Below are 24,919 nucleotides of genomic sequence, written 5' to 3'. Positions count from 1 at the left end.
CTGTGCTGCTGCGCCAGATAGTGGCTTACTTTATTGTTAGAACTCTTCCCAGTCGTCGGAGGCTACGGCGGCCATCTGGCGCGCCGGCGTTTTGGCCGGAGCGGCTTTCGCCACGGGCCGCACAAGCGCCGGTGCAGCCACCGCAAGGCGCTCGCGCACCGGCGCGGCCGCGACGCGCGTCTGCCGCTGCGCCATCGCCTGCGGACGCGGCGCCGCCGCCTGGTCCATCTTGAACACGCTGACCACTTCCGCCAACCCCGCCGCCTGCTCCTGCAGCGAGGCCGCCGCAGCAGCCGCTTCCTCCACCAGCGCGGCGTTCTGCTGCGTCACCGTGTCCATCTGCCCGACCGCCATATTGATCTGATCGATGCCCACGCTTTGCTCCTGCGTCGCCAGCGAGATCTCGGCCATGATGTCGGTCACGCGCTGCACGCTGGTGACGATCTCGCTCATCGTTTCACCCGCCTCGGCCACCAGCTTGCTACCGGTGCCGACCTTGCCGACCGAATCGCCGATCAATTCCTTGATCTCCTTGGCCGCCGCCGCCGAGCGATGCGCCAGCGTGCGCACCTCACCCGCCACCACCGCGAAACCACGTCCCTGCTCGCCGGCGCGCGCCGCCTCCACCGCCGCATTCAACGCCAGGATATTGGTCTGGAAAGCGATGCCGTCGATGACGCTGATGATGTCGACGATCTTCGACGACGAAGCATTGATCGACTCCATGGTATCGACCACGCGCGACACCACGTCGCCGCCGCGCAGCGCCACGCCGGATGCCGATACCGCCAGCTGGTTGGCCTGACGCGCATTGTCCGCATTCTGCCGCACGGTCGAGGTCAGCTCCTCCATCGACGACGCGGTCTCCTCCAGCGAACTGGCCTGCTCCTCGGTGCGCGACGACAGGTCCAGGTTGCCGGTGGCGATCTGCGACGACGCCGTGGCGATCGTCTCCGTGCCGCTGCGCACCTGTCCGACGATGCGTATCAGGCTGCCGTTCATGTCCTTCAAGGCCTGCAGCAGCTGGCCGGTCTCCTCGGTGGTCTTGACCTCGATGCGGCTGGTCAGGTCGCCCGACGCCACCGTCTGCGCCACCTGCACCGCCTCGTTGATCGGCGTGGTGATCGCCGCCGTGATGTAGGCCGCGCAGCCGATCGCCACCAGGGCCGACAGCACCGCCGCGATCACCATCGCCCACTGGGCGCTCTTCACCGCCGCCGTGCCCTCTTCCACGCTGGTGTTGGAGATATCCTCGTTCAGCTTCTCGATCTTCATCAGCGTCGTCTCGGCCTTCTGGAACAGCGGCCGCGACAACTGGTACTGGGCGTAGAAATCGACAAACAAATCCTTCTGCTTCTGTTCGTCCTTGTTGGCGGCCATGGCGCCGATGATGGCGCCGAGCTTGTCGTCCACCGCCTTCCACGCTGCCCACTCGCCGGTGAACTGTTTCCACATCACCGCCTCGTCGGCCGTCTGCGGCAGCGGCTCGTAGCGCTTCCAGCCGCGATCGATATTGGCCCAGGCTTTCTTGCGCAGCTCCTGCGCTTCGGCGAATTTGTCCTGCGAGTGATAGTCGTTCTCGTAGACCGCCGTGTACAGCGTGGCCGACGCCACCGCCGTCTGGCCCTCGCTCATGGCCAGCAGCCCCTGGATCGATGGCAGCCGCACCACGCCGATTTCCTCGACGGCGCCGCCGACCTTGACGATGCCGCGATAGCCGGCCGCGCCGACGATCGCCAAAGCAACCATCATGATAGCCACCAGAACGGCAAGCTTCCACTTGATGAGTAAATTCTTGAACATGCTGTACCTCGTGAAGTGGTTAGTCTGCGTGAGTATTCGTGATATTTCCCCACATAACTAAATATGCTGCCCGACCCCGGCAGCGTCAATCACATTCGTACAGTGTGTGGCTCAGCGCTCACAGTTGTAGGTTAAGCTTGAGGTTTTTACACTGAGAATCAAGATACATGGAACCATTGGACCTCGTCGACACGCAGAGCGACGCGCCGGCCTCCGGCAAGAAGCTCAATGCCACCGTCGCCATCACCGTGGCGCTTCTGGCCACCTTCATGGGCATCTGCAAGGTCAAGGACGATAACATCAACCAGGGCATGCAGCAGGCGCAGGCCAACCGCGTCGACCACTGGGCCTTCTACCAGGCCCGTAACGTGCGCGAGGAAGTGGCCAAGTCCACCGTGGTGCAGCTGCGCCTGGCCGCGGCGGGCAAGCCGGCCGCCGAGCAGGCGGCGTATGGCGTAGCGATACAGCAGTACGAAAAGATCGCGCAGGACCAGGCCGCCAAAAAGGCCGACGCCAAGGCCCAGGCCGAGCAAGACCAGCAGACCTACGACGCCGCCAATTTCAAGGACGACCAGTTCGACCTGTCCGACGCGCTGCTGGCGATCGCCATCTCGCTGCTGGCCATCACCGCGCTGACGCAGCTGTGGGCGCTGTACTTCACGGCGCTGGTGCCGACGGCGTTCGGCGTGTTGATGGGCTTGTCGGGCCTGGCCGGCTGGGGCCTGCATCCGCAGGCGCTGATCGCGCTGCTGTCCTGACGCGGCACGCCGCCCGGTGGCCGGCTAGCCGCCGATGACGCGGTTGCGGCCGGAGCGCTTGGCCTCGTACATGGCGGCGTCGCCGGCGGAGATCAGGCGTATCAGGTCGTAGCCGTGCTCGTCCGACGACACCACGCCGACGCTGGCCGTGTAGCGCACCGACAGCGCGTCGATCTCCACCAGTTCCAGCTCGATGCGCGCGCGCAGGCGCTCGGCGACCTTGATCGCGGCATCGCGGTTCAAGCCGTCCAGCATCAGCACGAACTCCTCGCCGCCGAAGCGCGCCAGCAGATCGTAGGGCCGCAGCTCCAGCCGCAGGATGCGCGCCATGTGGCGCAGCACCTCGTCGCCGACCGGATGGCCGTAGGTATCGTTGATGGTCTTGAAGAAGTCGACGTCGATCATGATCACGGCCAGGCTGCGCCGCCCGCGCTGCGCCCGCAGGCCCACGCGCTTGCCCTGGATCTCCAGGCCGGCCCGGTTCAAGGCGCCAGTCAGCGCGTCCAGCGTCGACAGCTTGCGCAAGCGTTCCGCATAGCGCCACATCACCATCAGGATCAGGCCGAAGGCGATGCAGACCTGGGCCAGCGGGATCGCCAGCATGCTGGCCCCCATCACCAGGGAGCCCGGCACGTCGGCCGGATCGCTGTGGAATACCATGTTCATGCCGCGCGCGAACAGCGCCAGCCCCAGCACGGTGAAGCCGGCCACGCTGATGACGATGCCGCGCCAGCCCCCATGGCGCGCGAGCGTCAGGGCGCACTGCCAGTTCAGCAGGGCGAAATAGAAACCGCTGTAGCACAGCCGCGCGCGCAGGCTGGGCACGATGAAGGTGAAGTAGGCCGGGATCAGCAGCGCCACCGCCGTCACGACGATCACCTCGCGCCAGCGCGGCACCTCGGAGCAGTAGACGCGCAGGCCGCGCAGCACCAGGCCCATGCCGAAGGCGATCATGCCGTAGCCCAGGATGGCGCTGAAGATGTCCGGCACGCCGTACATATTGGCCATCGCCAGTCCGAGCGACACCACCAGGTTGCCCGCCGCCCACCAGCGCTGCTCGGACGGGCTGCCGGTGTAACAGGCGGAGGCAACCAGCAGCGCCGTCGTCAACAGCGTGATGCAGACCTGAACCAGTAAGAGAGTGTCGAGATTGAGCACGCCGGAGTCCGTCCTGAGGATGCCCCAATGTATCGCAGCCCACGGCCAGTGGCAATCGTCCATGCAAGAAAGAAACAAAAAAAGCTGCCGAGGCAGCTTTTTTTTAACGACGAAGCGCCAAATCAGACGGCGCGACGGCGACGTGCGACCACGCCCATCAGCGCCAGGCCGCCCAGCAGCATGGCATAGGTTTCCGGCTCCGGGACCGGCGTGGCGACGTAGCCTTTGAAAGGCTCGTAGCCGATCTCGACCGCGCTGACGATGGACTTGGCGACAATGCTGCCTTCCAGGTGGCCGGCGCCCGACAGCACCGCGTCGTTGGCCAGTACCGAGCCCCAGACGAAGGTGTTGACCTTGACCACGTTGGCGTCGTTCAGGTTGAACAGCACGTTGGCGCGCAGCTTTTCCAGCAAGCCGTCCTGGCCGCCGCCGAAGACCACGTCGCCGCTGCCGGTCACGTTGATGACCACGGTGGCGCCGTCTTTCACGTTGCTCAGCGTCAGGTTGCTCAGGTTGCGGGTGTTGACGTTGAACACTTGCAGGCCGGCGGTGTTGTTGCCGACCAGCTCGATGCCGCCGTTGGCGAAGTTGACCGTGCCGTTGCCGGCTTGGCTGTTCAGCGTGCTCGACAGGCCGGTCAGCTGGGTCTTGGCCGCGCTGAAGTCGGTATAGCTGGAGATGTTGGCCTTGCTCAGGTTCAGGTAGGACGACGACGTGTTGTTGCCGCCGTAGACGCCGTAGCCGTTGTAGTTCTTGGTGTACTCGGTGATCGGGCCGATCGACGCGTTGGTGTTCACATTGGTCAGCGGGGCGGCATAGATGTCGCCGCTGCTCAGTTTGACGTTGCCGCCGACCACCACGGTAGGCGCGGTCACGCCGTACGGGGTGCGGTAGCCGATCGAGGCGCCGTTGGCCGACAGGTTGCCGCCGACGGCCAGGCGGCCTTCGACGTCGGTGAAGTTACTGGCGTTGCCATAGAAATAGCCGCTGTAGCCGGAAGCGAGGCCCAGGTCGAAACTCGGCGCTGCGGCCTGGGCGCTGCACACGGCAGCGACGCCCAGCACCAGCGGCAAAATGCGGTGCATCAGAGTGGAAATGGTCATGGTATGTAATTGGTATGTTCGTTGAGAAACAAGGGAAACCCGCAAGCAAGGGCTGAATTATATCTCATTAACAACATCAATAATATTCTTGATAAGAAAAATATTTTATCTATATAACCAATGCAATACCAATAATATGCCGCGCATGATGATGGCGTATCGGTTAAAGTGATGCTTATAGCAATCCACCGACTAGACCATGGCCTACCCTATCGAGCACAAACTGGTGATCGGCATCGCTTCGAGCGCGCTGTTTGACCTGACCGAATCGCACAAGATCTACCTGGAAGGCGGCGCCGAGGAATACCGCAAGTACCAGGAGCAGCATATCGACGTCATCCTGGGCAAGGGCGTGGCCTTCCCCTTCATCCGCCGCTTCCTGGGCATCAACAAGCACTACGCGCAGTCGGCGCCGGTGGAAGTGGTGCTGATGTCGCGCAATTCGCCGGAAACCGGGCTACGGGTGATGAATTCCATCGCCCACTACGGGCTGGACATCTCGCGCGCCTGCTTCGTCACGGGCAAGTCGCCGTACAGCTACCTGCCAGCCTTCAATACCTCCTTGTTCCTGAGCGCCAACGAAGAGGACGTCCGCAACGCGCTGGAGGCCAATTATCCGGCCGGCCTGGTGCTGCCGTCGCGCACCGAGGACGACGACGACGAGGAATTGCGGGTCGCTTTCGACTTCGACGGCGTGATCGCCGACGACGAATCGGAAACCGTCTTCAAGCGCAACAACGATGTCGACGAGTTCCACGCGCACGAGCGCGAGCGGGTCGCCATCCCCCACCAGCCCGGGCCGCTGGCCGACCTGTTCCAGAAGCTGTCGCTGATGCAGCGCCTGGAAGAGCGCGCCCAGCGCCGCGACCCTTCGTACAAGCGCATCCTGCGCATCGCCATCATCACCGCCCGCAGCGCGCCGTCGCACGAGCGCGTCGTCACCACGCTCAAGAGCTGGGGCGTGTCCGCCAACGAGACCTTCTTCCTGGGCGGCATGGAAAAAGCACGGGTGCTGGGCATCTTCAAGCCGCACATCTTCTTCGACGACCAGCTCAGCCACCTGAAGTCGGCCGACGGCAACATACCGATGGTCCATGTGCCCTTCGGCATAGCGAACCGGCCGCGCTGACCCCGCACGGCGGCGCCGGGGGGTCGGACCCCGCATGGGGTCCGACCCCGGTCTCCCGGGGTTGCAGCGGCGCTCACTCGAACACTAGGCTTCGTCTATAATGTCGGCAGCGGCATTGCCCCTGCGGCGGTGCATCGAGGTCTCCCTAACCGTTGAATGTGTGTTGTGTCCCTGGTCTTAAAAAACTCCCTACCAAAACCCGGCACCCGCTACGCCCTGCCTGCGCTGCACGGCTCGTCGGACGCCTACGCACTGGCGCTCACCGCGCTCGAACTCAAATCCCAGGGCCAGATGCTGGCCGTGATCGTCGCCAACGCCAGCGACGGCCAGCGCCTGCTGGACGAGATCCCGTGGTTCGGCGGCGACCAGCTGCGCTGCCACCTGCTGCCGGACTGGGAAACCCTGCCCTACGACGCCTTTTCGCCGCACCAGGACCTGGTGTCCGAACGCCTGGCGACGCTGCACGAGATCACCAGCGGCCAGTGCGACGTGATGCTGGTGCCGGCCACCACGGCGCTGGTGCGCATGGCGCCGCCGTCGTTCCTGGCGGCCTACACCTTCTTCTTCAAAAAAGGCGAGTCGCTCGACGAGGCGCGCCTGAAATCGCAGCTGACGCTGGCCGGCTACACCCACGTGGCGCAGGTGATGTCGCCCGGCGAGTACTCGGTGCGTGGCGGCCTGATCGACCTGTTCCCGATGGGCTCCGCCCTGCCCTACCGGCTCGACCTGTTCGGCGACACCATTGAAACCATCCGCACCTTCGACGCCGACACCCAGCGCTCGCTGTACCCGGTCAACGAGGTGCGGCTGCTGCCGGGCCGCGAGTTCCCGATGGACGAAGCGGCGCGCACCACCTTCCGCAACCGCTGGCGCGAACAGTTCGAAGGCGATCCTTCGCGCTCCGTGGTGTACAAGGACATCAAGAGCGGCATCGCCTCGGCCGGTATCGAGTACTACCTGCCGTTGTTCTTCGACGAGACGGCCACGCTGTTCGATTACCTGCCACAAGGCGCGGCGCTGGCCCTGGTCGGCGACATCGACGCCGCCATCAAGCGCTTCTGGACCGACACCGGCTCGCGCTACCGCTTCCTGAAGGCCGACCGCGAGCGCCCCATCCTGGCGCCGGAAGCGCTGTTCCTGTCGGACGAGCAGTTCTTCACGCTGGCCAAGCCCTACGGCCGGCTGGTGGTGTCCAAGGATGCCGACAGCGGCGCCTCCGAGCTGTCGGCGCCGGTGCCCAACATCGCCGTCAACCGCCACAGCGAAGACCCGCTGACCAATCTGCGCGCCTACCTGCTGCAGGCGGGCCGCCGCGTGATGATCTGCGCCGAAACCAACGGCCGCCGCGAAACGCTGCAGCAGTACTTCAACGAATACGACCTGGCGCTGACGCCGGTCGAAGGCTACGAAGGCTTCGCCACCTCCAGCGAGAAGCTGATGCTGGGCGTGGCGCCGCTGCACGCCGGCTTCGAGCTGTCCACGCCAGATGAGAACCTGATCTTCATCACCGAGACCGAGCTGTATGCCGGCTCCGGCCGCCGCGTCGGCAAGAAGAAGCAGGAAGCCGTCACCCAGGTCGAGTCGATGGTGCGCGACCTGTCGGAGCTGAAGATCGGCGATCCGGTGGTGCACATCAACCACGGCATCGGGCGCTACATGGGCTTGACCAGCATGGACCTGGGCGAAGGCGAGACCGAGTTCCTGCACCTGGAGTACGCCAAGGACACCAAGCTGTACGTGCCGGTATCGCAGCTGCACGTGATCTCGCGCTACTCCGGCGCCTCGCCGGAAGACGCGCCGCTGCACGCGCTGGGTTCCGGCGCCTGGGAAAAAGCCAAGCGCAAGGCCGCCGAGCAGGTGCGCGACACCGCCGCCGAGCTGCTCAACCTGTACGCCCGCCGCGCGCTGCGCCAGGGCCACGCGTTCGAATACTCGGCGCACGACTACGAACGCTTCGCCGACAGCTTCGGCTTCGACGAAACGCCGGACCAGCAGGAAGCGATCAACAACGTCATCAAGGATATGACCTCCGGCAAGCCGATGGACCGGCTGGTGTGCGGCGACGTCGGCTTCGGCAAGACCGAGGTGGCGCTGCGCGCGGCCTTCATCGCCGTCATGGGCGGCAAGCAGGTGGCGATCCTGGCGCCGACCACGCTGCTGGCCGAGCAGCATGCGCAGACCTTCGCCGACCGCTTCGCCGACTGGCCGGTGCGCATCGCCGAAATGTCGCGCTTCCGCACCGGCAAGGAGATCACGCAGGCGATCAAGGGCATGGCCGACGGCACGCTGGACATCGTCATCGGCACCCACAAGCTGCTGTCGGACGACGTCAAGTTCACCCGCCTCGGCCTGGTCATCATCGACGAGGAGCACCGCTTCGGCGTGCGCCAGAAGGAGACCCTGAAATCGCTGCGCGCCGAAGTCGACGTGCTGACGCTGACCGCCACGCCCATCCCGCGCACGCTGGGCATGGCGCTGGAAGGCCTGCGCGACTTCTCGGTGATCGCCACCGCGCCGCAAAAGCGCCTCGCGATCAAGACCTTCGTGCGCAGCGAGGGCGAGTCCATCATCCGCGAAGCCTGCCTGCGCGAATTGAAGCGCGGCGGCCAGGTCTACTTCCTGCACAACGAGGTCGAGACCATCCAGAACCGCATGGCGATGCTGACCGAGCTGCTGCCGGAGGCGCGCATCGCCGTGGCCCACGGCCAGATGCACGAACGCGACCTGGAAAAAGTGATGCGCGACTTCGTGGCGCAGCGCTACAACATCCTGCTGTGCACCACGATTATCGAAACCGGCATCGACGTGCCGACCGCGAACACCATCATCATGCACCGCGCCGACAAGTTCGGCCTGGCGCAGCTGCACCAGCTGCGCGGGCGCGTCGGCCGTTCGCACCACCAGGCCTACGCCTACTTGCTGGTGACGGACGTGCAGGGACTGACCAAGCAGGCGCAGCGCCGCCTGGACGCGATCCAGCAGATGGAGGAACTGGGCAGCGGCTTCTATCTCGCCATGCACGACCTGGAGATCCGCGGCGCCGGCGAAGTCCTCGGCGACAACCAGTCCGGCGAGATGACCGAGATCGGCTTCCAGCTGTATTCGGACATGCTCAACGAGGCGGTGCGTTCGCTCAAGGCCGGCAAGGAGCCCGACCTGGCGGCGCCACTGGCCACCACCACCGAGATCAACCTGCACGTGCCGGCGCTGCTGCCGGCCGATTTCTGCGGCGATGTGCACGAACGGCTATCTATTTACAAGCGCATGGCCAACTGCAACGTCCAGGACAAGATCGACGACATGCAGGAAGAGATGATCGACCGTTTCGGCAAACTGCCCGACGCCGTCAAGGCCCTGATCGAGACGCACCGCCTGCGCATCGCCGCCAAGACCGTGGGCATCATCAAGATCGACGCCCATGGCGAGGCGGCCACGCTGCAATTCATGGCCAAGCCGCCGATCGACCCGATGCGCATCATCGACCTGATACAGAAGAACCGCCAGATCAAGCTCAATGGCCAGGACAAATTGAAGATCACCGCCGCCATGCCCGACCTGGCCGCGCGTGTCGCCCAAATCAAAGGTGCGATCAAACAGTTGACCGCGTGAGCCTAAACACGTAACTTGGGCGCTTAGCCCAAAAAACGCTATATGGATTTATGAAGACCGCAAAAAATACTATGAACCTTGTGCTGCAAGGGTTGGACGATTGCAAAGCCCGGCTGGAACGCATCGCGGCGCTGACGGCGCCGAAAAACATCACCTGGCTGAGCGACCGCGCGCTGCGCTGCGAAGGCATCACCTTCTCGCCCGCGCTGCGCCAGACCATCGAAGTGGCGGCCCAGGCGGCGCAGCTGGACGCCACCTACTCGATCGGCATGCACAAGATGAGCGAGTTCAAGCTGGTCGCCATGGACATGGATTCGACGCTGATCACCATCGAGTGCATCGACGAAATCGCCGACATGCAGGGTCTCAAGCCGCAAGTGTCGGAAATCACCGAGGCGGCGATGCGCGGCGAGCTCGATTTCTCCGAAAGCCTGAAGCGCCGCGTGGCGCTGCTGGAAGGCCTGGAGGCGTCGGCGCTGGAGCGCGTGTACGAGGAACGCCTGCAGCTGTCGCCGGGCGCCGAGGCCATGCTCAAGGCGGTGCAGCAGGCCGGTCTGAAAACGCTGCTGGTGTCGGGCGGCTTCACCTACTTCACCTCGCGGCTGAAAGAGCGCCTGGGCCTGGACTACACCCACGCCAACGAACTGGAAATCGTCGACGGCCGGCTGACCGGCCGCGTGGTCGGCGGCATCGTCGATGCGGAAGAGAAGAAGCGCACGGTGGAGCGCGTGTGCGCGGAGTTGGACATCGCGCCGTCGCAGGCCATCGTCATGGGCGACGGCGCCAACGACCTGAAGATGATGAGCATCTCCGGCATGTCGGTGGCCTTCCGCGCCAAGCCGGTGGTGCGCGAGCAGGCCAACGTCGCGCTCAACTTCGTCGGCCTGGACGGCATCCTTCCCCTGCTGACCTGAGTTCAGGCGCTTATTCCTGACGGCGCGCGACCTGCTCGGCGCCGAACAGGCGCACGCCGGCCACGCTGCCGTTGTCGCGCTGGTCGAACTCCACCCGCAGGCCGCCCCAGCGCGTGATGAACGCGCCCTTCCCCGCGGCCTCCAGCTCAATCGCCGGACCGCCGTTCATCTGCGCATACAGTTTCTTGCGGCGCTCGGTCACGGTCAGCGTGCGGCCGTCCGCCAGGTCGTACTGTCCCTTGAAGTCTTGCAGCTCGATAGTTTGTGCCGGTTTCTCGGCCGCGCCGGCGGCGCATGGAGCGCAGCAGCACAAGGCCAAAGCCCACATAAAAGTACGCATGATATTTTCCCGTCCAGGTAGTATCGCCATCGCTCTGGATGTGGATGGCAATGACTCACTGTAGGCAAAATAACCATGACCCGTGCGCGGCATCCGACCAAGCCGCGATTTGCGGTGACGGATGGTCGTTATCTGGGGTTAAACGGGAGGCCCGGACTAGGCGATCAGCACGCCGCTGCGCGCCACCGAGTAGATGACCTTGCCGACGCGTTCATAGTCGATGCTGCTCTCTACCTGCAAGTCTATCCGCTCGATCTTTTGCTCGAACAGCAGCCTGACCAGTTCCTCGGCGGTACTCACATTGGTGCCCAGCACCTGGATCTGCTCCTTGCCGACGATAACCAGCGTCGGCGGCGCAGGCGATGCAGTCCAGGCGGGAGGTAGTTTATTCATCGAGATATCAAACACAGAATTTGATTAAAATGATAACATCAAAGCCCGCCTGTCGCCGCCTTTATGCCGCCTTTATTCATGATCCGCCACCTCCTGCTCTGCGCGCCGCTGCTGGCCGCCGGCGCCAGCCACGCCGCCGCCGAATGCCGCTACACCGAACTCGCCACGCTGACCATCGGCGCCGACGACAGATGGGGCCATCCCTACACCGATGCGCAGATCAACGGCAAGCCAGTGCGCATGCTGATCGACACCGGCGCCTATAAAACGCTGCTGACGCGTGCGGAAATCGACCGCCAGCAGCTGATGCTCACGCCCTCCCGGGACAAGGCCTACGGCGTGGGCGGACAGGCGCAGATGTTCGCCGCCCGTCCCGACGAAGTGATCATCGGACCGGCGCGGGTGCGCCAGGCCTTGTTCCCCGTGATCGAAGGCTTCGACTATCCAGGCTACGGCGGCATCGTCGGCGCCGACTATCTGCTGCAGGCCGATCTCGAAATCGCGCTGGCGGACAAACAGCTGAAGTTCTTCCGCGCCGAGGGCTGCGACGACAAGTCCCTGGCCTATTGGGACGTCAACGCGCTGGACGTGCCGCTGAAGATACCCGCCTACGACAGCCGCGCCACGGTCCAGGTGGAGCTCAACGGCAGCAAGCTGACGGCGCTGATCGACACCGGCGCCGCCGTCTCGACGGTCACTCAGCACGCTGCCGAACGCCTGGGCTTCGCGCCCGCCGCCGCCGATGCCCAACCGGGCGCCCGGCTGGTCGGCGTCAACGGCAAATCCAGACGCTCATGGATCGCCACCTTCGACAGCTTCGCGATCGGCGAGGAGAAGATCGACCACCCGCGCCTCACCGTGATGGAAGACGGGGAGGAAGTCGATACCCGAAGCCACCAGATGATACTGGGCCGCGACTTCCTGCGCGCCCACCATGTGCTGCTGTCGAATCGGCAGCACCGCTTCTACTATTCCTACCTTGGCGGACCGGTGTTCGCCGCCTCGCACCGACTGGAGACGCGATGAACGAATACATCATCCTCATGCTCGACGACGCCCCCGGCGGCGCCAACGGCGACTGGGACGGCTACATCGCCCGCCTGCGCCAGACCGGCCAGTTCGACGGCGGCAGCGCCATCGGCAGCGGCCAACGCCTGAAGAAAGGCCAGCCGGAACAGGCGGCCGGCTTGGGCGTCACCGGCTTCATCCGCGTGCGCGCCGCCAGCATAGCCGACGCCAAGCTCCTGCTGGCCGGGAATCCCGACTACGAAGCCGGCGGCAGCGTGGAAATCCGCGAACTGCCGCCCGGCTGAGCGGACTGCGGCATCACTGTGGTTTGGGCGGGCGTATGCCGGTGTACTGGGCCGACGCCAGCTTCCACTTGCCGCCCTCGTTCACCGCGACATAACCGACGCGCAGGGAGAAGCTGCGCTTCTCGGCATTGGGCACGGCCACCGTGCCGGACAGCTTGACCAGGATGGTGCCGGTGTTGCCGTGCATCTGGATGGACGGCTCGGACACTTCCATCGTCGGCGCTTCGCGCTTGTTGGCCGGCAGGTAGAAGCCCAGCACCTTCTCGCGCGGATCCACCTCGCCCAGCGGCGACACTTCGTAAAAATCGCGCGTGACGATGGCGTCGATCTTCGACGGTTCGAAATCGCGCTGGGCTTCGGTATAGGCCTGCACCAGCTTGAGCAGCTGCTGCGGCGCGGCTTCCTGCGCATGCACCTGGGCCGCGGCCAAGGCCAGGACGGTCGCCGACAGCAAGACGGATTTAAATTTCATGCGGACTCCTTATTCAGTTTCAGGCGCCGAAGCGCCAGGGGTTTCGATGGCGGGCGGCGCTTCGGCCACGCGCGGCAGGCGCATATTGCGGCCGCCCTGCTGCAGCGTCACCGCCTCCACCTGGCCTGCCGCGTCGCGGTTCAATTCGAGCTGCGCATCGACCCGGCGCAGGAACAGCAGGTTCGCCGACTCGGCATAGATGGGCAGCACGCCCTGGCCTTGCAGCTGCGACGTCATGCCGCCGCCGTCCACGCGCAGCCACAGGCGGCGCCCGTCCGGCATCGTGTAGGTGCCGGCGATGGCGGCCATCTGCGCGGCCGACAGCGCGACATCCTTGCGCTCGGACGGCAGCACATATTTGGCGTTGCGCGCGGCCGCCGTCAGGCCTGCGGTCAACGACTCCAGCTGGCTGCCTTCGACGTTACTGAGCACGATCACGCTGATCTTGTCGCCCATGCGGTAGCGCACCTCGGTGGCGAAGCCTTCGATGCCGCCGCCGTGGCCGACCTCCTTGCCGCCGTCCTTCTGCTGGATGCCCAGCCCGAAGCCATAGCCGGAGTGATACGCCGTGGTCATCGCCTCCAGCGACGCCGGCGACAGCAGCTTGCCTTCATACAGGCCGCGCTGCCAGCGCAGCAGATCGCCAGTGGTGGAGTACAGCGCGCCGGCGGCGTGCGGGATGCTCATGTTGATAAAGCCGGCATTGCTCACGCCTTTCTTGCCGCGCGCATAACCGGCGGCGCGGTTCGGCAGCACGGTGGCGTTCCAGTCGTAGCCGCTGTCCTTCATGCCCAGCGGCTCGAAGATGTTCTTGCGCACGAAGACGTCGTAGCCCTGGCCGCTGACCCTCTCGATCAGGGCGCCCAGCAGCACGTAGCCGGTATTGCTGTAGCTGAAGCGCGAGCCGGACTCGAACTCCAGCGGCTTGTCGCGCACCAGCGCGATGGATTCTTCCGGCTTCTTGGCGAACGGCTCGATCGACTGATATTCCTTGGTCGACGTGAAGTTGGCGATGCCGGAGGTGTGGTTCAGCAGCTGGAATATCGTCACCTTGCTCCACGCCGCAGGCAGGCCGCCCACGTATTTGCTGACCGGTTCGGAGACCTTGAGCTGGCCGCGCTCCTGCAACAGCAGCACGCTGGCGGCAGTGAACTGCTTGGTGACGGAACCGAGGCGGTACTTGGTGCTCGGCGCGTTGGGGATGTTCCATTCCAGGTTGGCAGAGCCGTAGCCCTTGTCCAGCAAGACCTGGTCGCCTTTGGCCACCAGCACGGCGCCGGAAAAATGGTCGTTGGCGGCGGCCGAATCGACCAGCGCCTCGATGCGTTTCAGATCCTGCGCCTGCCCTGTTCCGCCGGCCAGCATGGCCGTAGCCAGGCCTGCGGACAGCATCCACTTGCGATATTGCGACATGTTTGTCTCCTGATGCGGATCGCTCCAGAATGGCGATCAACGGGCGTATGCTGCCATCATCTTATGGTTTTCGCAATTGCTTTATCAAGCCATCGGAGGCGTCTTCGACATAGTCGAGCACCAGATCGAAACCGCGCCCGCCGCCGTAGTACGGGTCGGGCACCACATCCGATCCGCTGCGGCTGGCGTGCGCCATGAACAGGCCCAGTTTGTGCCGGTGCTGCGGCGGACAGGCCGCTTCCAGCAGACTTAGATTGTCGTGGTCCATGGCCAGCACGAGGTCGAACTCTTCGAAGTCGCTGGCCGCCACCTTGCGCGCGCGCTGCGCCGACAGGTCGTAGCCGCGCCGGGCCGCATGCTCCATCGAGCGCGCGTCGGGCGGCTCGCCGACGTGGTAGCCGTGGGTGCCGGCCGAATCGATGCGGAACTGGTCGGACAAGCCGGCCGCCTCCACGCGATGGCGGAACACCCCTTCCGCCGTCGGAGAGCGGCAGATATTCCCCATGCAGACGAACAGCACCGAAGTTTTCGCCATGTGAGCAAGCCACTTATATAATCAACATGTTTATATTTTATAGATTAAATCGGCGCCTCGCGACACGCCCGCAAAATAAATGAACCTGCCCAACGACCAGTCTCCCCGTGCCGAATACGCGCGCCGCATGAACCGTGTGCTGAACTACATCGACGCCCATCTGGACCAGCCGCTGGAGCTGGCGCAGCTGGCCGATATCGCCAATTTCTCGCGCTTCCACTTCCACCGCATCTTCCAATCGTGGATGGGCGAAACGCTGGGCGACTACGCGCGGCGGCGGCGGCTGGAGAAAGCCGCCTTCCGCCTGAGCTGCACGCCGCCCGAGTCGGTGTTGGAGACGGCGCTGGCCACCGGCTTCGGTTCCGGCGAAGCGTTCGCGCGCGCCTTCAAGCTCAGGTTCGGCTGCACGCCGACCGAGTGGCGGCGCGACACGCGCGAGCGCCTGGCCTCGCAGGCGCTCGGCGGCGACCGGCGCGCGCAGAGCAATCTGGATCAGGTACTGAGCAAGTACGATCAGACGCCGCAAACCGGCATCGGCGACGATGACATCTCCAACAACCCATCAGGAGATTTCAATATGGACGTTAAAGTGATCGACTTGCCCGCGGCCCGCGTCGCCTACCACCGCCACATCGGCCCTTATGGTCCGGGCATCGGCGCCTTCTGGCGCGGCACCGTCGCGCCCTGGGTGCAGTCGCACGGCCTGGGCCAGGCGCTGTGCTACGGCGTCGGCTACGACGACCCGAGCATCACGCCGCCCGACAAATGCCGCTACGACGCCTGCGTGACGGTGCCGGAGAGCTTCACCGCCACCGGCTCGGCCGACATCACCACCCTGCCCGGCGGCCGCTACGCCGTCGCCCGTTTCGAAGGCCAGCCCGCCGCCATCGCCGACGCCTGGACCTGGATGACGCGCAACTGGCTGCCATCCAGCGGCCTGCAATGCGACGACCGCCCCTGCTTCGAAATGTTCACGCCCGACCTGGCGTTCGATCCGCAGACCGGCGCCATGAGCTGCGACATCTGCATTCCGGTGCGGCCGCTGTAGCGCAGATTCTTGCTGCTGTCGCTGGGCATCGCCGGGGAAGTGTGATATTTTTCGCAATGCACACAACACGGAAGGGCGACAGCATGCGACAGGATTTGAGTTTCTTGAGCTTGGGGCACGGCCGCAACACGCGCGGTTCCAGCCTGGCGTTGATCGTCGCGCTGCACTTGCTGATCGTCTGGTTCATGCTGCAAAAGACCGGCAAGATCACGCTGTTCACCTATGAGGCGCCGAGCCGGATCACGCAGGTCGCGATGCTCAGTTCCGGCGCCGGCTCCAGCGCGGCGCCGGCTGCGGACATCGCCGTCGGCAGCATGTCCGCGCCGGCGATGCCACGGCTGGATTTCGGTCCGTCGTTCGCCATCAAGGCCGCAGCCACCACGGAAGATGCGGCGACTGTGCACGCCAGCTCCCATACCTCAATACAGACCGCAACGCAGGCCCGCAACGAGCCGGCGACGCCGCCACTGTCGCCGCCACTATCGTCACCGGACCGCGCAACGGCTGCCACGGCCGCCACGGCGTCGAACGCCGGCTCGGCGGCCGACCGCTCGGCCGGGCCGGGCCTCGGCGCCGGCACGTTGGCGGGCAAAGGCGCGGGCAGCAGCGTGGGGCCGGACGCATTCGAATCGCTGCCGGCGGCGGTGCTGGCGGTCGAATGCGACACGCCGGCCTACCCGCTCGACGCCAAGATGAAAGGCCAGGAAGGCGTGGCCCGCATGGCGCTGCTGATCGACGCGCAAGGCCGCGTTGCCGAGTCGCGCATCATCAAATCGAGCCGCTCGTTTTCGTTGGACCGCGCCTCGCGCGACGCCATCGCCCTGTGCCGCTTCGTGCCGCCGATGCAGAACGGCGTTGCGGTCGGCGGCTGGGTATCGCTCAAGTACACCTGGAGGCTGCGCGAAACCATGGGCGTGTTCCGCGACGGACCTTGACGACACTGTGCGCCGCCTGAAGCAAGGCGTCGCTATACTGCCAACCACCATCTCACAAAGGAGCGATCATGTCACAAGAACTGGTACTGGATAATCGCCTCGAATCGGCCAAGAGCACCGCCTGGTGGCTCTACATTATCCATGCAGTGAGCTTCATCTTTTCGCTCGGCCTGTTTTCCGTGCTGCCGCTGGCGGTCAACTACCTGCAGCGGCCCAGCACCGAAGGCACTTTCGTCCACACCCACCACAGCTGGATGATCCGCTCGTTCTGGTGGTACGTGGTGTTCGTCGCGATCGGCGCCGTGCTGTTCGTCACCATCATCGGCATACCGCTGGCCTACCTGGTCTGGCTGGGCGCCTGGCTGTGGAAGGCTTATCGCCTGATCAGCGGCATCCTGCGCCTGAACCGCAACGAACCCGCCAACGTTTAAACGGCTGGCAGCAGCGCCTTGAGCGCGTCGACCAGTTATGCGCATGCGCCGTCGTGCGGATGGAGATGGCGCGAAACCATGGGCGTGTTCCGCAACGGGCCCTGACGACGCCGCACGAAACTTCGCTCGCCATGGATGGAAATTTTTGACAATACCGGTTATCGAAAATACCTTGGGGCATGACCATGACTTATTGCGGAAAATGTCGCACCACATTTACCACGTCCAAGTGCCCCACCTGCGTACCGAAAAAAACGAAACGGCGGCTGTCCGTCGGAAACATGGTTGTCGCCAGCAGCAGCAGCAGCGCGGCGGCGTCCTCGTCGAGCTCGGCCGCCGCGGCGGCCGGGAGGCAGCGCCTCGTGGCGCCGGGATACGCACTGATCCATACGCTGGGTCGCTGCCGGATCGACGCCCATGGCGGCGACGGCGCTTATGCCAATTGGCTGCAACGCTATTTCCAGGCCGTGATCGGCGGCGGGCAAACCAATTGCAGATATATCGATCGCCTGAGCTACACCGGCCCGGTCGGCAACGCCAACGCCAGAAAACTAGCCAGCGATACCAATCCCCGCATACTGAGTGAGTTCAAGCGGGTACTCGAGTCGCCGGCCCTCGCGACGATAGACACGATCATTCTGAACTGGCACATACGCTATACCGGCACGCCCAACGGCTACACCGGGCGCGGCCTCAGCCAGACACTGCTGGGAAAATTGCACGCGGCGGCCGACGCCGCAGGCAAGCGGCTGTTAATCGTGTACACGGTGCATGAAAACAGCAATGTCAATGCGATCGCCCGTGTCACCGAACAGCCCACCGGGCTCATTACGCTCAATCCAAGCGTCCACAGTCATATGCAAGGACAATTCCCGGCCGACGCCGTCCAGGGCATGCAGTCGCAAGTGCCCGGATTGATGACATCGGTCCATACCACTGTGCTGAGCCACATCTATCAGTACCTGGGTTTTCTAGACCCACCGACCCTGCCTGGCATTGCCCGCCCCAGCAATCCCACGCCGGTGCCGACGCTGAAAAGCGATGGCGACGACAATCTGAATCTGGCCATCATGGTGCAGGAATTTAGACTGCGCATCAGCCAGGCCAGGCAGATACAGGTTGCCACGCCCACCGTCAGGAGCGGCATCGTCCTGTTCGGCATGATCTCCGCACGACACGGCACCACGGTTGCGAACGTCAGTAATTTATGCGCGGCGCTGACGAGGGCGGGCATAGACAACACCTTCCATGTGATCGTCGCCGGCAAGGAGGAAGAGGAGGATCTGGTCACGGCGCTGCGCGATCTCGCCAAAAGCACGCCACGATTGAAAGTACCAGGTTTGCTGGGTTCCTTCGATGAGCTGGCCCACTGCCAATATGCGCTGTCATTTGACCCGCACGGCTTTCGCAGCAACGCCTCGGCAATGATCAACGTGATACGCGCCGGCCATCTGCTGTTCAGCCGCAACAGCGGCGAGAGCGACGAGCAGCTCGTCATCCGCGCCGTGCAAGCCATCGCCAACAAGAAAAAAGACTTCAACCTCACCCGGGCGCTGGCGGACCAGATTCCCCGGTGCATAGAGAGCGAAGAGCACGTTGTTGGACGAAAGCTCGAACAATTTTTCGACAGCATCGCGGCGCGCAGCGGCCCGGCCTTCGTGGACACGAGCCTGCATAAAGTGCTGGGGGAGCCGGAAGAGGACGAAGCGATGGCATCGTCCGACGAACAAGCGATGATACTCAACTTCCAGGCAAACGAGTTTCCGCTCCACAATCGACCGAATATCCGTTTGCGCGTAAGCCGCTGGACCGAACCCGACGGCGACTGCGGCATACACGCGCTGGGGCTATTGGCCGGACAGCCCTTCACCAGGGCGTCGCTGGCGGCGCACCTGCGCAGCCTGGGCACAGCGGAAGCCAATGCTGCGGCAGCCAGCTTCACCGGTCCGTATCAGACTCGCTGGCTAAGCCTGCAGCAGATGTCCATCATCGGCAGGCTGCTCGGTTTCGCGGATATCGCACTGGTCGGTTTCAACACCCATCTGGCCAACACCTGGTCCGAGCTGGAGGGAAATGCCGCCACTTCGCAGCACATCATCGCCCATGTGCCGGCGGCGCTGGGTGCTGGGAACAACCACTGGGTGGTGATGGTGCGCCGGTGACGCCACGGCTCAGCCCAGCAGCGTAATCGGCATACCGCTGGCCTACCTGGTCTGGCTGGGCGCCTGGCTGTGGAAGGCCTATCGCCTGATCAGCGGCATCCTGCGCCTGAACCGCAACGAACCTGCCGCGGTCTAGCCGTCCACCAGACGCAGCGCCTGGCGCAAGCCGTCGACGATGACCTGATAGGCGGCACGCCGGCTGGCCTCGTCCGGGGCCCGCAGCACATACGAGGGGTGATACACCACCACCAGCCATCGCCCCTCGTGCCGGACCGGCGCATCCATCGCCGGCGCCATCGTGGCGCTGCCGTCTTGCAGCACCGACTTCAGCGCCGTGCCGCCGAGCGCCACCACCACGTCCGGCCGCACGCGCGCCAGTTCTTCCTCCAGCCACAGATGGCAGGCGCTGATTTCCTTTTGCGCCGGCGTCTTGTGCAGGCGGCGCTTGCCGCGCAACTCCCATTTGAAATGCTTGACGGCGTTGGTCAGGTAGATGCTGCCGCGGTCCATGCCCGCTTCCGCCATGGCCTTGTCCAGCACCGCCCCGGCCGGGCCGACGAAAGGCAAGCCCTCGAGATCCTCCTGGTCGCCCGGCTGTTCGCCCACCAGCATGATGCGCGCGCGCTGCGGGCCGGCGCCAGGCACGGCCTGCGTGGCGTTCTTCCATAGCTCGCAGCGGCGGCACTGGTCCAGCGTGGTCGGGTGCCCGCGCTGCGGCTGGGCGTCCGCGGCGGCAACGGCAATCGCGCTGCCGCCGCGCCGGCCGACGGTTTCCGCCTGGCCGGTGCGCCGTTCGCCGTTGGCGGCGGCGCTGATCATGGCCGGCACGATGGCGCCCTCCGGCAAATTCTTCCAGAAGCGCGATGGTATATGGCTACGCAGCAGGTCCGCGTTCAGCCGGGCTGGATTGAAGATGCTGCGATAGTAGGTCAGCCACAGTGCTTCGCCGGCATCCTCGATGTCGGCCGCGCTGCGCAGCAACGATGGCGCTTCGTGCAGCGCTTCACCATCCCACAGCACGGCCGCCTGCGGCGTGGCGATCATCCACGTGACGTTGCCCATGCGGCGCGCGAAATGGACGGCGACCTGCGGCAGCACATGGTGCGTCGGCTCGAACCAGGCGACGAAGCGCGGCGCTCCGTCCGCCTCCTTGCGCTCCCTGAAACGTAGATAGGCGTGCATATCGTGCTCCTCCCGGCGGACCGCCTTCACCATGCCGTGCAGGCGCGCGCCGTCGGCGTCGGCCGGCGACACGACGTCGCGCTCGCCACGCTGCCAGCGCCACACCCCAACCTTGCTGTACAAAAAGGCCCAGCGGTCGTCGGCGCTGTGGCAGGACGCCGCCTCCAGCAATGCCATCAGCTGGCGCGGCAAGCGGGTGCCGGCCTGGCCTCCGGACTCCTCCGTCGTTGCCGCTGCCGGAGCCGACGCGCCCGACAGCAAATCGCCAGCGCCGGCACTCGATAGCCATTCTATGGTTTCCGGGGCCACGCGGCGCGCGATAAAACCACGCGCTGCGATGCGCCACTCGTCAAACGACCGGACCAGCGGCGCAGCCTGCGCGCTCATGCCGCCTGCAGCTCCGGCCACAGGTTCATCTGCTGCGGCGCATCGGCCATCGCCCGCCGCAGATGCTCGGAGGGCGTGGTATCGCTCGCAGGCCTGTAATCGGCGGTGATGATGAACGGCGCGATCTTCTTCATGCTGCAACGCAGCCGTGACAGATCGGCATAACGGATTTGCCGCAGGCGCCGCAGATCGGCCAGCCGCTGCGCGTTGCGCAAGCCGATGCCGGGTACGCGCGCAATCATGTGGGGCTCGGCACGGTTCAGGTCCAGCGGAAAATGTTCGCGGTGCGCCAGCGCCCAGGCCAGCTTGGGATCGATGTCCAGCGCCAGGTTGCCGGCGGCGGGCAGCAGTTCGCCGGCCTTGAAGCCGTAGCTGCGCAGCAGGAAGTCGGCCTGGTACAGGCGGTGCTCGCGCAGCATCGGCGGCGGCGCCAGCGGCACGCTCTTCGGGCTTTGCGGAATCGGGCTGAAAGCCGAGTAGTACACCCGTTTGAGCTTGTAGCTGCCGTACAGCGTTTCGGCGGTGGACAGGATCTGCTGGTCATCGCTGGCATCGGCGCCGACGATCATCTGCGTGCTTTGTCCGGCCGGCGCGAAGCGCGGCGCCTTCGGCTCTCCCGCCTTCTCGTCGAGCTTGAGGCGGATCGCGCCCATCGCCAGCTTGATGGTGTGGACGCTCTTTTCCGGCGCCAGCTTCTGCACGCTGTCCTGCGTCGGCAGTTCGATATTGACGCTGAGGCGGTCGGCATAGCGGCCGGCCGCCGCGATCAGCGCCGGATCGGCGTCGGGGATGGTCTTCAAGTGGATGTAGCCGCGGAACTGATGCACTTCCCGCAGTTCGCGCGCGACCTGCACCAGCTGCTCCATCGTGTAGTCGGCCGAGCGGATGATGCCGGAACTGAGGAACAGTCCATCGATGTAGTTGCGGAGATAGAAATCGGTGGTCAGCTTGACCACCTCCGCCACCGAAAAACGCGCGCGCGGCACATTGGAGCTGCGCCGGTTGACGCAATACTGGCAGTCGTACAGGCAGTAGTTGGTCAGCAGGACCTTCAGCAGCGAGACGCAGCGCCCGTCCGGCGTGTAGCTGTGGCAGATGCCCATGCCGGTGGTAGCGCCAAAACCGTCCTTGCCGATGGAGTGGCGCTTGGGCGCCCCGCTGCTGGCGCAGGAGGCGTCATATTTGGCCGCATCCGCCAGGATTTCCAGCTTGTCCGTCAATTCCATCGCCGCCCTCGATATACTGTGTTTTTATACAGTATATCAGAAGGAGTTACGAAAGTATCGCTTTCAGCGCATCGACCAGCTTCGCGCACTCATCGCCGGTGCCAATGGAGATGCGCAGGAACTGGTCGATGCGCGCCTGCTTGAAGTGGCGCACCAGGATCGCCCGCTCCCGCAGCCCCGCCGCCAGTTGCGCGGCGTCGTGCCCCGGATGGCGGGCGAAGATGAAGTTGGCCTGCGATGGCAGCACGTCGAAGCCCAAGGCCTGCATCTGCGCAGTCAGCCATGCGCGGGTGGCGATGATGGCTTGCGAAGTCCGCTCCATGTAGGCCGCGTCGTCGAGCGCCGCCACCGCGCCCGCCTGGGCGACCTGCCCCAGTGGATAGCAATTGAAGCTGTTCTTCACACGCTCCAGTCCCGCGATCAAGTCGGGATGGCCGACCGCGTAGCCCACCCGCAGCCCGGCCAGCGAACGTGACTTGGACAGCGTATGGATCACCAGCAGATTGTCATAGCGGCCAAGCAGCGCAATCGCGCTATGGCCGCCGAAGTCCACATAGGCTTCGTCGATCGCCACCACCTGGTCGGGATGCGCGGCCACCAGCGCCTCGATGCGCTCCAGCGGCAGCCCGATGCCGGTCGGCGCATTCGGATTGGCGACGATGATCGCGCCGCACGGCAGGTTGTAGTCCGCCACGTCGATCTCGTAACGCTCGTTCAGCGGCAGCTGCACCGCCTCGATGCCGTACAAGCTGCAATAAGTCGGATAAAAACTGTAGCTGATGTCCGGACAAAGCAGCGGCAAAGCGTGCTTGAGCAAGGCCTGGAAGGTATGCGCCAGCACCTCGTCCGAGCTGTTGCCGACGAAGACCTGCTCGCGCGCGAGGCCGTAGCGGCGGGCCACGGCGTCCTTCACGGCGGCGTTGCCGGGGTCCGGGTACTTGCGCAACTGGTCGCCGACGGCGGCCTGCATCGCTGCCACCACCCTGGGCGACGGGCCATAGGGATTCTCGTTGGTGTTCAGCTTGACCAGGCCGGGCATCTGCACCTGCTCGCCCGGCGTGTACGGCGTCAGGCCGTGGACCACGTCGCTCCAGTAGCGGCTCATTGCAGCTCCCCCAGCGCGCGTTCGATGTCGGCGATCAGGTCGTTGATGTCCTCCAGGCCGACGTTGAAACGCACCAGGATGCCCTTGTCCCGCCAGTCGTTGCGCATGCGCTGGATACGGTAAGGCATGACCAGGCTGTTGGCCCCGCCCCAGCTGTAGCCGATCTTGAAGAACTTGAGCGCGTCGACAAAACGGTCGGTCTGGGCCTCGGTATAGCGCTCGTCGAACACCACCGAGAACAAACCGCCGGCGCCGCTGAAGTCGCGCTTCCAGATTTCGTGGCCGGGGCAGTCGGTAAAGGCCGGGTGCAGCACCCGGGTGATTTCCGGGCGGGCCTGCAGCCACGCGGCCAGCTTGCGGGCGGCCGCGTCGTGCGCGTCGAAGCGCAGGCGCATGGTCGGCAGTCCGCGCGCGACCAGGTAGGCGTCGTCCGCGCCCACGCCCATGCCGAGCCGCATGTGCGCAAGGCTCAGGCGTTCGTGCAGCGCCGGGTCGCGCGTGATGACGGCGCCCATCAGCACATCCGACCCGCCGGACTGGTACTTGGTCAGCGCCTGCATGATGATGTCGACGCCCAGCTCGAAGCCGCGCAGCGCCAGGCCGGCCGACCACGTATTGTCCAGCGCGACCACCACGCCGCGCTCATGCGCCGCCTTGCAGATGGCCGGCAGGTCAGGCACCTCCATCGATACCGAGCCGGGAGCCTCGGTCCAGATCAGCTTGGTGTTCGGCTGGATCAGCGCGGCGATGCCCTCGCCGATCAGCGGATCGTAGTAGCGCGCGGTGACGCCGAAATCGGCCGACAGCCAGCTCCCCAGCTCGCGGTTGGGGTTGTAGACATTGTCGGGCAACAGCACATCGTCGCCGGCCTTGAGCAGCGCGAAGTCGACCATCGCGATGGCCGCCAGCCCGCTCGGCGCCAGCAGGCAGTGCTTGCCGTCCTCGATCTCGGCCAGGCGCGCTTCCAGCGTGAAGGTGGTCGGCGTGCCGTGCAGGCCGTAGGTATAGGCGTTCTTCTCTTTCCATTCGCCCGAGCGCATGGCCGCCACGTTCTTGAACAGCACCGTCGAGGCATGGTGAATGGCGCCAGGGAAGGCCGCGAAGCCTTCCGGCGCCTGGTAGTCGGTATGGACGAGCGTGGTCTGGAGAGATTTTTTGGTAGTCATGGCTTGATTATAAACGCATTGCACGGCCGGCCTGGCGCAGCCCCACACCTTTGACAAAGCTCAAACGTCAATTGGCGTCGATCGTTAAGTTAGTACTCATGTCCCCCACCACCAACCGTTCAAGGAGAACGCCATGTCGCAGCCGACCGCATGCCAGGATCAAGAGTTGAAACTGAATCTCACCGAGGAACAACGCAAGGAACTCACGCACTTTATCGCCAGCAGCGGACGCGTCAAGCTGGATATCGACCTGCTGTTCGAAGGGGATGTTTCGGTGAAGGCCGTCGCCCCCGTTGCCGTATTGGTCGGCAACGCCATCTGAGCGCAGCGAGGCGAG

Annotated in this window: 23 protein-coding genes; 11 read left to right on the top strand and 12 right to left on the bottom strand. The window is 64.8% G+C overall.

Features of this window, described 5'->3' with window-relative positions; genetic code table 11:
- Nucleotides 1–36: 36 nt before the first annotated feature.
- Complete coding sequence (locus DUGA2_RS27270) at nucleotides 37–1,803, bottom strand: methyl-accepting chemotaxis protein (protein WP_070272540.1); 1,767 nt, start codon at nucleotides 1,801–1,803, stop codon at nucleotides 37–39.
- Nucleotides 1,804–1,970: 167 nt separating this feature from the next.
- On the opposite strand from DUGA2_RS27270, the gene DUGA2_RS27265 reads away from it, so the two are divergent.
- Complete coding sequence (locus tag DUGA2_RS27265) at nucleotides 1,971–2,561, top strand: DUF4337 domain-containing protein (protein WP_070272539.1); 591 nt, start codon at nucleotides 1,971–1,973, stop codon at nucleotides 2,559–2,561.
- A gap of 24 nt (nucleotides 2,562–2,585) precedes the next feature.
- On the opposite strand, the gene DUGA2_RS27260 is transcribed toward DUGA2_RS27265, so the two are convergent.
- Nucleotides 2,586–3,719, bottom strand: a complete 1,134-nt coding sequence (locus DUGA2_RS27260) for a diguanylate cyclase (protein ID WP_229214783.1) — start codon at nucleotides 3,717–3,719, stop codon at nucleotides 2,586–2,588.
- Nucleotides 3,720–3,841: 122 nt separating this feature from the next.
- Nucleotides 3,842–4,822, bottom strand: a complete 981-nt coding sequence (locus tag DUGA2_RS27255) for a choice-of-anchor A family protein (RefSeq protein ID WP_070272537.1) — start codon at nucleotides 4,820–4,822, stop codon at nucleotides 3,842–3,844.
- Nucleotides 4,823–5,021: 199 nt separating this feature from the next.
- On the opposite strand from DUGA2_RS27255, the gene DUGA2_RS27250 reads away from it, so the two are divergent.
- The 3 genes from DUGA2_RS27250 to serB all read left to right on the top strand — a co-directional run bounded on the left by DUGA2_RS27250 (nucleotide 5,022) and on the right by serB (nucleotide 10,474).
- On the top strand, nucleotides 5,022–5,951 hold the full coding sequence (locus tag DUGA2_RS27250; RefSeq protein ID WP_070272536.1) for a 5'-nucleotidase: 930 nt from the start codon (nucleotides 5,022–5,024) through the stop codon (nucleotides 5,949–5,951).
- Between the two features lie 156 nt (nucleotides 5,952–6,107).
- Entirely contained in the window at nucleotides 6,108–9,560 is a 3,453-nt protein-coding gene (mfd, locus tag DUGA2_RS27245) for a transcription-repair coupling factor (RefSeq protein ID WP_373994847.1), read from the top strand.
- 71 nt (nucleotides 9,561–9,631) lie between these two features.
- Complete coding sequence (gene serB, locus DUGA2_RS27240) at nucleotides 9,632–10,474, top strand: phosphoserine phosphatase SerB (RefSeq protein WP_070272534.1); 843 nt, start codon at nucleotides 9,632–9,634, stop codon at nucleotides 10,472–10,474.
- Between the two features lie 10 nt (nucleotides 10,475–10,484).
- Here the strand turns inward: serB and DUGA2_RS27235 are convergent, their stop codons facing one another.
- Both DUGA2_RS27235 and DUGA2_RS27230 read right to left on the bottom strand, forming a co-directional pair.
- Complete coding sequence (locus DUGA2_RS27235) at nucleotides 10,485–10,814, bottom strand: DUF3471 domain-containing protein (RefSeq protein WP_070272533.1); 330 nt, start codon at nucleotides 10,812–10,814, stop codon at nucleotides 10,485–10,487.
- Between the two features lie 156 nt (nucleotides 10,815–10,970).
- A complete protein-coding gene (locus tag DUGA2_RS27230) occupies nucleotides 10,971–11,207 on the bottom strand; it encodes a hypothetical protein (RefSeq protein ID WP_008447892.1) in 237 nt (78 codons plus the stop codon).
- A gap of 78 nt (nucleotides 11,208–11,285) precedes the next feature.
- Here DUGA2_RS27230 and DUGA2_RS27225 point away from each other — a divergent pair, with 78 nt between their 5' ends.
- Together DUGA2_RS27225 and DUGA2_RS27220 are read left to right on the top strand one after the other, a co-directional pair.
- Nucleotides 11,286–12,233 (top strand): retroviral-like aspartic protease family protein, encoded by a 948-nt coding sequence (locus tag DUGA2_RS27225; protein ID WP_168167829.1) that lies wholly within the window; start codon nucleotides 11,286–11,288, stop codon nucleotides 12,231–12,233.
- Complete coding sequence (locus tag DUGA2_RS27220; protein WP_070272531.1) at nucleotides 12,230–12,520, top strand: hypothetical protein; 291 nt, start codon at nucleotides 12,230–12,232, stop codon at nucleotides 12,518–12,520. Before DUGA2_RS27225 ends, DUGA2_RS27220 begins: the two co-directional genes overlap by 4 nt.
- A 13-nt stretch (nucleotides 12,521–12,533) precedes the next feature.
- Here DUGA2_RS27220 and DUGA2_RS27215 read toward each other — a convergent pair whose 3' ends face one another.
- From DUGA2_RS27215 to DUGA2_RS27205, 3 genes are all read right to left on the bottom strand, one after another.
- On the bottom strand, nucleotides 12,534–12,992 hold the full coding sequence (locus tag DUGA2_RS27215) for a nuclear transport factor 2 family protein (protein WP_083296496.1): 459 nt from the start codon (nucleotides 12,990–12,992) through the stop codon (nucleotides 12,534–12,536).
- A gap of 9 nt (nucleotides 12,993–13,001) precedes the next feature.
- Nucleotides 13,002–14,405: a serine hydrolase gene (locus DUGA2_RS27210; protein ID WP_070272530.1), complete on the bottom strand. Its 1,404-nt coding sequence runs from the start codon at nucleotides 14,403–14,405 to the stop codon at nucleotides 13,002–13,004.
- A gap of 61 nt (nucleotides 14,406–14,466) precedes the next feature.
- Nucleotides 14,467–14,940, bottom strand: coding sequence for a low molecular weight protein-tyrosine-phosphatase (locus tag DUGA2_RS27205; protein WP_070272529.1), 474 nt, complete (start codon nucleotides 14,938–14,940; stop codon nucleotides 14,467–14,469).
- A gap of 79 nt (nucleotides 14,941–15,019) precedes the next feature.
- Between DUGA2_RS27205 and DUGA2_RS27200 the strand changes: the two genes are divergently transcribed.
- The 4 genes from DUGA2_RS27200 (at nucleotide 15,020) to DUGA2_RS27185 (ending at nucleotide 19,516) form a co-directional block, all read left to right on the top strand.
- Nucleotides 15,020–15,988: a GyrI-like domain-containing protein gene (locus tag DUGA2_RS27200; protein ID WP_070272528.1), complete on the top strand. Its 969-nt coding sequence runs from the start codon at nucleotides 15,020–15,022 to the stop codon at nucleotides 15,986–15,988.
- Between the two features lie 104 nt (nucleotides 15,989–16,092).
- The gene (locus tag DUGA2_RS33805; RefSeq protein ID WP_141753395.1) at nucleotides 16,093–16,923 is read left to right on the top strand and encodes an energy transducer TonB; all 831 of its coding nucleotides are present in this window, start codon (nucleotides 16,093–16,095) and stop codon (nucleotides 16,921–16,923) included.
- Nucleotides 16,924–16,991: 68 nt separating this feature from the next.
- The gene (locus DUGA2_RS27190) at nucleotides 16,992–17,354 is read left to right on the top strand and encodes a hypothetical protein (protein WP_070272526.1); all 363 of its coding nucleotides are present in this window, start codon (nucleotides 16,992–16,994) and stop codon (nucleotides 17,352–17,354) included.
- Between the two features lie 179 nt (nucleotides 17,355–17,533).
- Nucleotides 17,534–19,516 carry a hypothetical protein gene (locus DUGA2_RS27185; RefSeq protein WP_141753394.1) on the top strand — a complete coding sequence of 661 codons (1,983 nt, stop codon included), beginning with the start codon at nucleotides 17,534–17,536 and terminating at the stop codon, nucleotides 19,514–19,516.
- 132 nt (nucleotides 19,517–19,648) lie between these two features.
- Here DUGA2_RS27185 and DUGA2_RS27180 read toward each other — a convergent pair whose 3' ends face one another.
- From DUGA2_RS27180 to DUGA2_RS27165, 4 genes are read right to left on the bottom strand one after another with little or no spacing between them, the layout of a single operon-like run.
- The gene (locus DUGA2_RS27180; RefSeq protein ID WP_070272524.1) at nucleotides 19,649–21,085 is read right to left on the bottom strand and encodes a UdgX family uracil-DNA binding protein; all 1,437 of its coding nucleotides are present in this window, start codon (nucleotides 21,083–21,085) and stop codon (nucleotides 19,649–19,651) included.
- Nucleotides 21,082–22,311 (bottom strand): putative DNA modification/repair radical SAM protein, encoded by a 1,230-nt coding sequence (locus DUGA2_RS27175; protein WP_070272523.1) that lies wholly within the window; start codon nucleotides 22,309–22,311, stop codon nucleotides 21,082–21,084. Before DUGA2_RS27175 ends, DUGA2_RS27180 begins: the two co-directional genes overlap by 4 nt.
- A gap of 46 nt (nucleotides 22,312–22,357) precedes the next feature.
- Complete coding sequence (hisC, locus tag DUGA2_RS27170) at nucleotides 22,358–23,416, bottom strand: histidinol-phosphate transaminase (protein WP_070272522.1); 1,059 nt, start codon at nucleotides 23,414–23,416, stop codon at nucleotides 22,358–22,360.
- Nucleotides 23,413–24,582, bottom strand: coding sequence for a cystathionine beta-lyase (locus DUGA2_RS27165; RefSeq protein WP_070272521.1), 1,170 nt, complete (start codon nucleotides 24,580–24,582; stop codon nucleotides 23,413–23,415). The genes hisC and DUGA2_RS27165 overlap by 4 nt, the downstream gene beginning before the upstream one ends.
- Before the next feature lie 133 nt (nucleotides 24,583–24,715).
- Between DUGA2_RS27165 and DUGA2_RS27160 the strand changes: the two genes are divergently transcribed.
- Nucleotides 24,716–24,904: a hypothetical protein gene (locus DUGA2_RS27160; protein WP_008447872.1), complete on the top strand. Its 189-nt coding sequence runs from the start codon at nucleotides 24,716–24,718 to the stop codon at nucleotides 24,902–24,904.
- The last annotated feature ends 15 nt before the right edge of the window (nucleotides 24,905–24,919 follow it).

The organism is Duganella sp. HH101, from assembly GCF_001758795.1.
GTDB classification, from domain to species: domain Bacteria; phylum Pseudomonadota; class Gammaproteobacteria; order Burkholderiales; family Burkholderiaceae_D; genus Rugamonas; species Rugamonas rivuli.
Note: the sequence above shows the minus strand (reverse complement) of the source record. Positions and strands in the feature narration are given on the sequence as shown.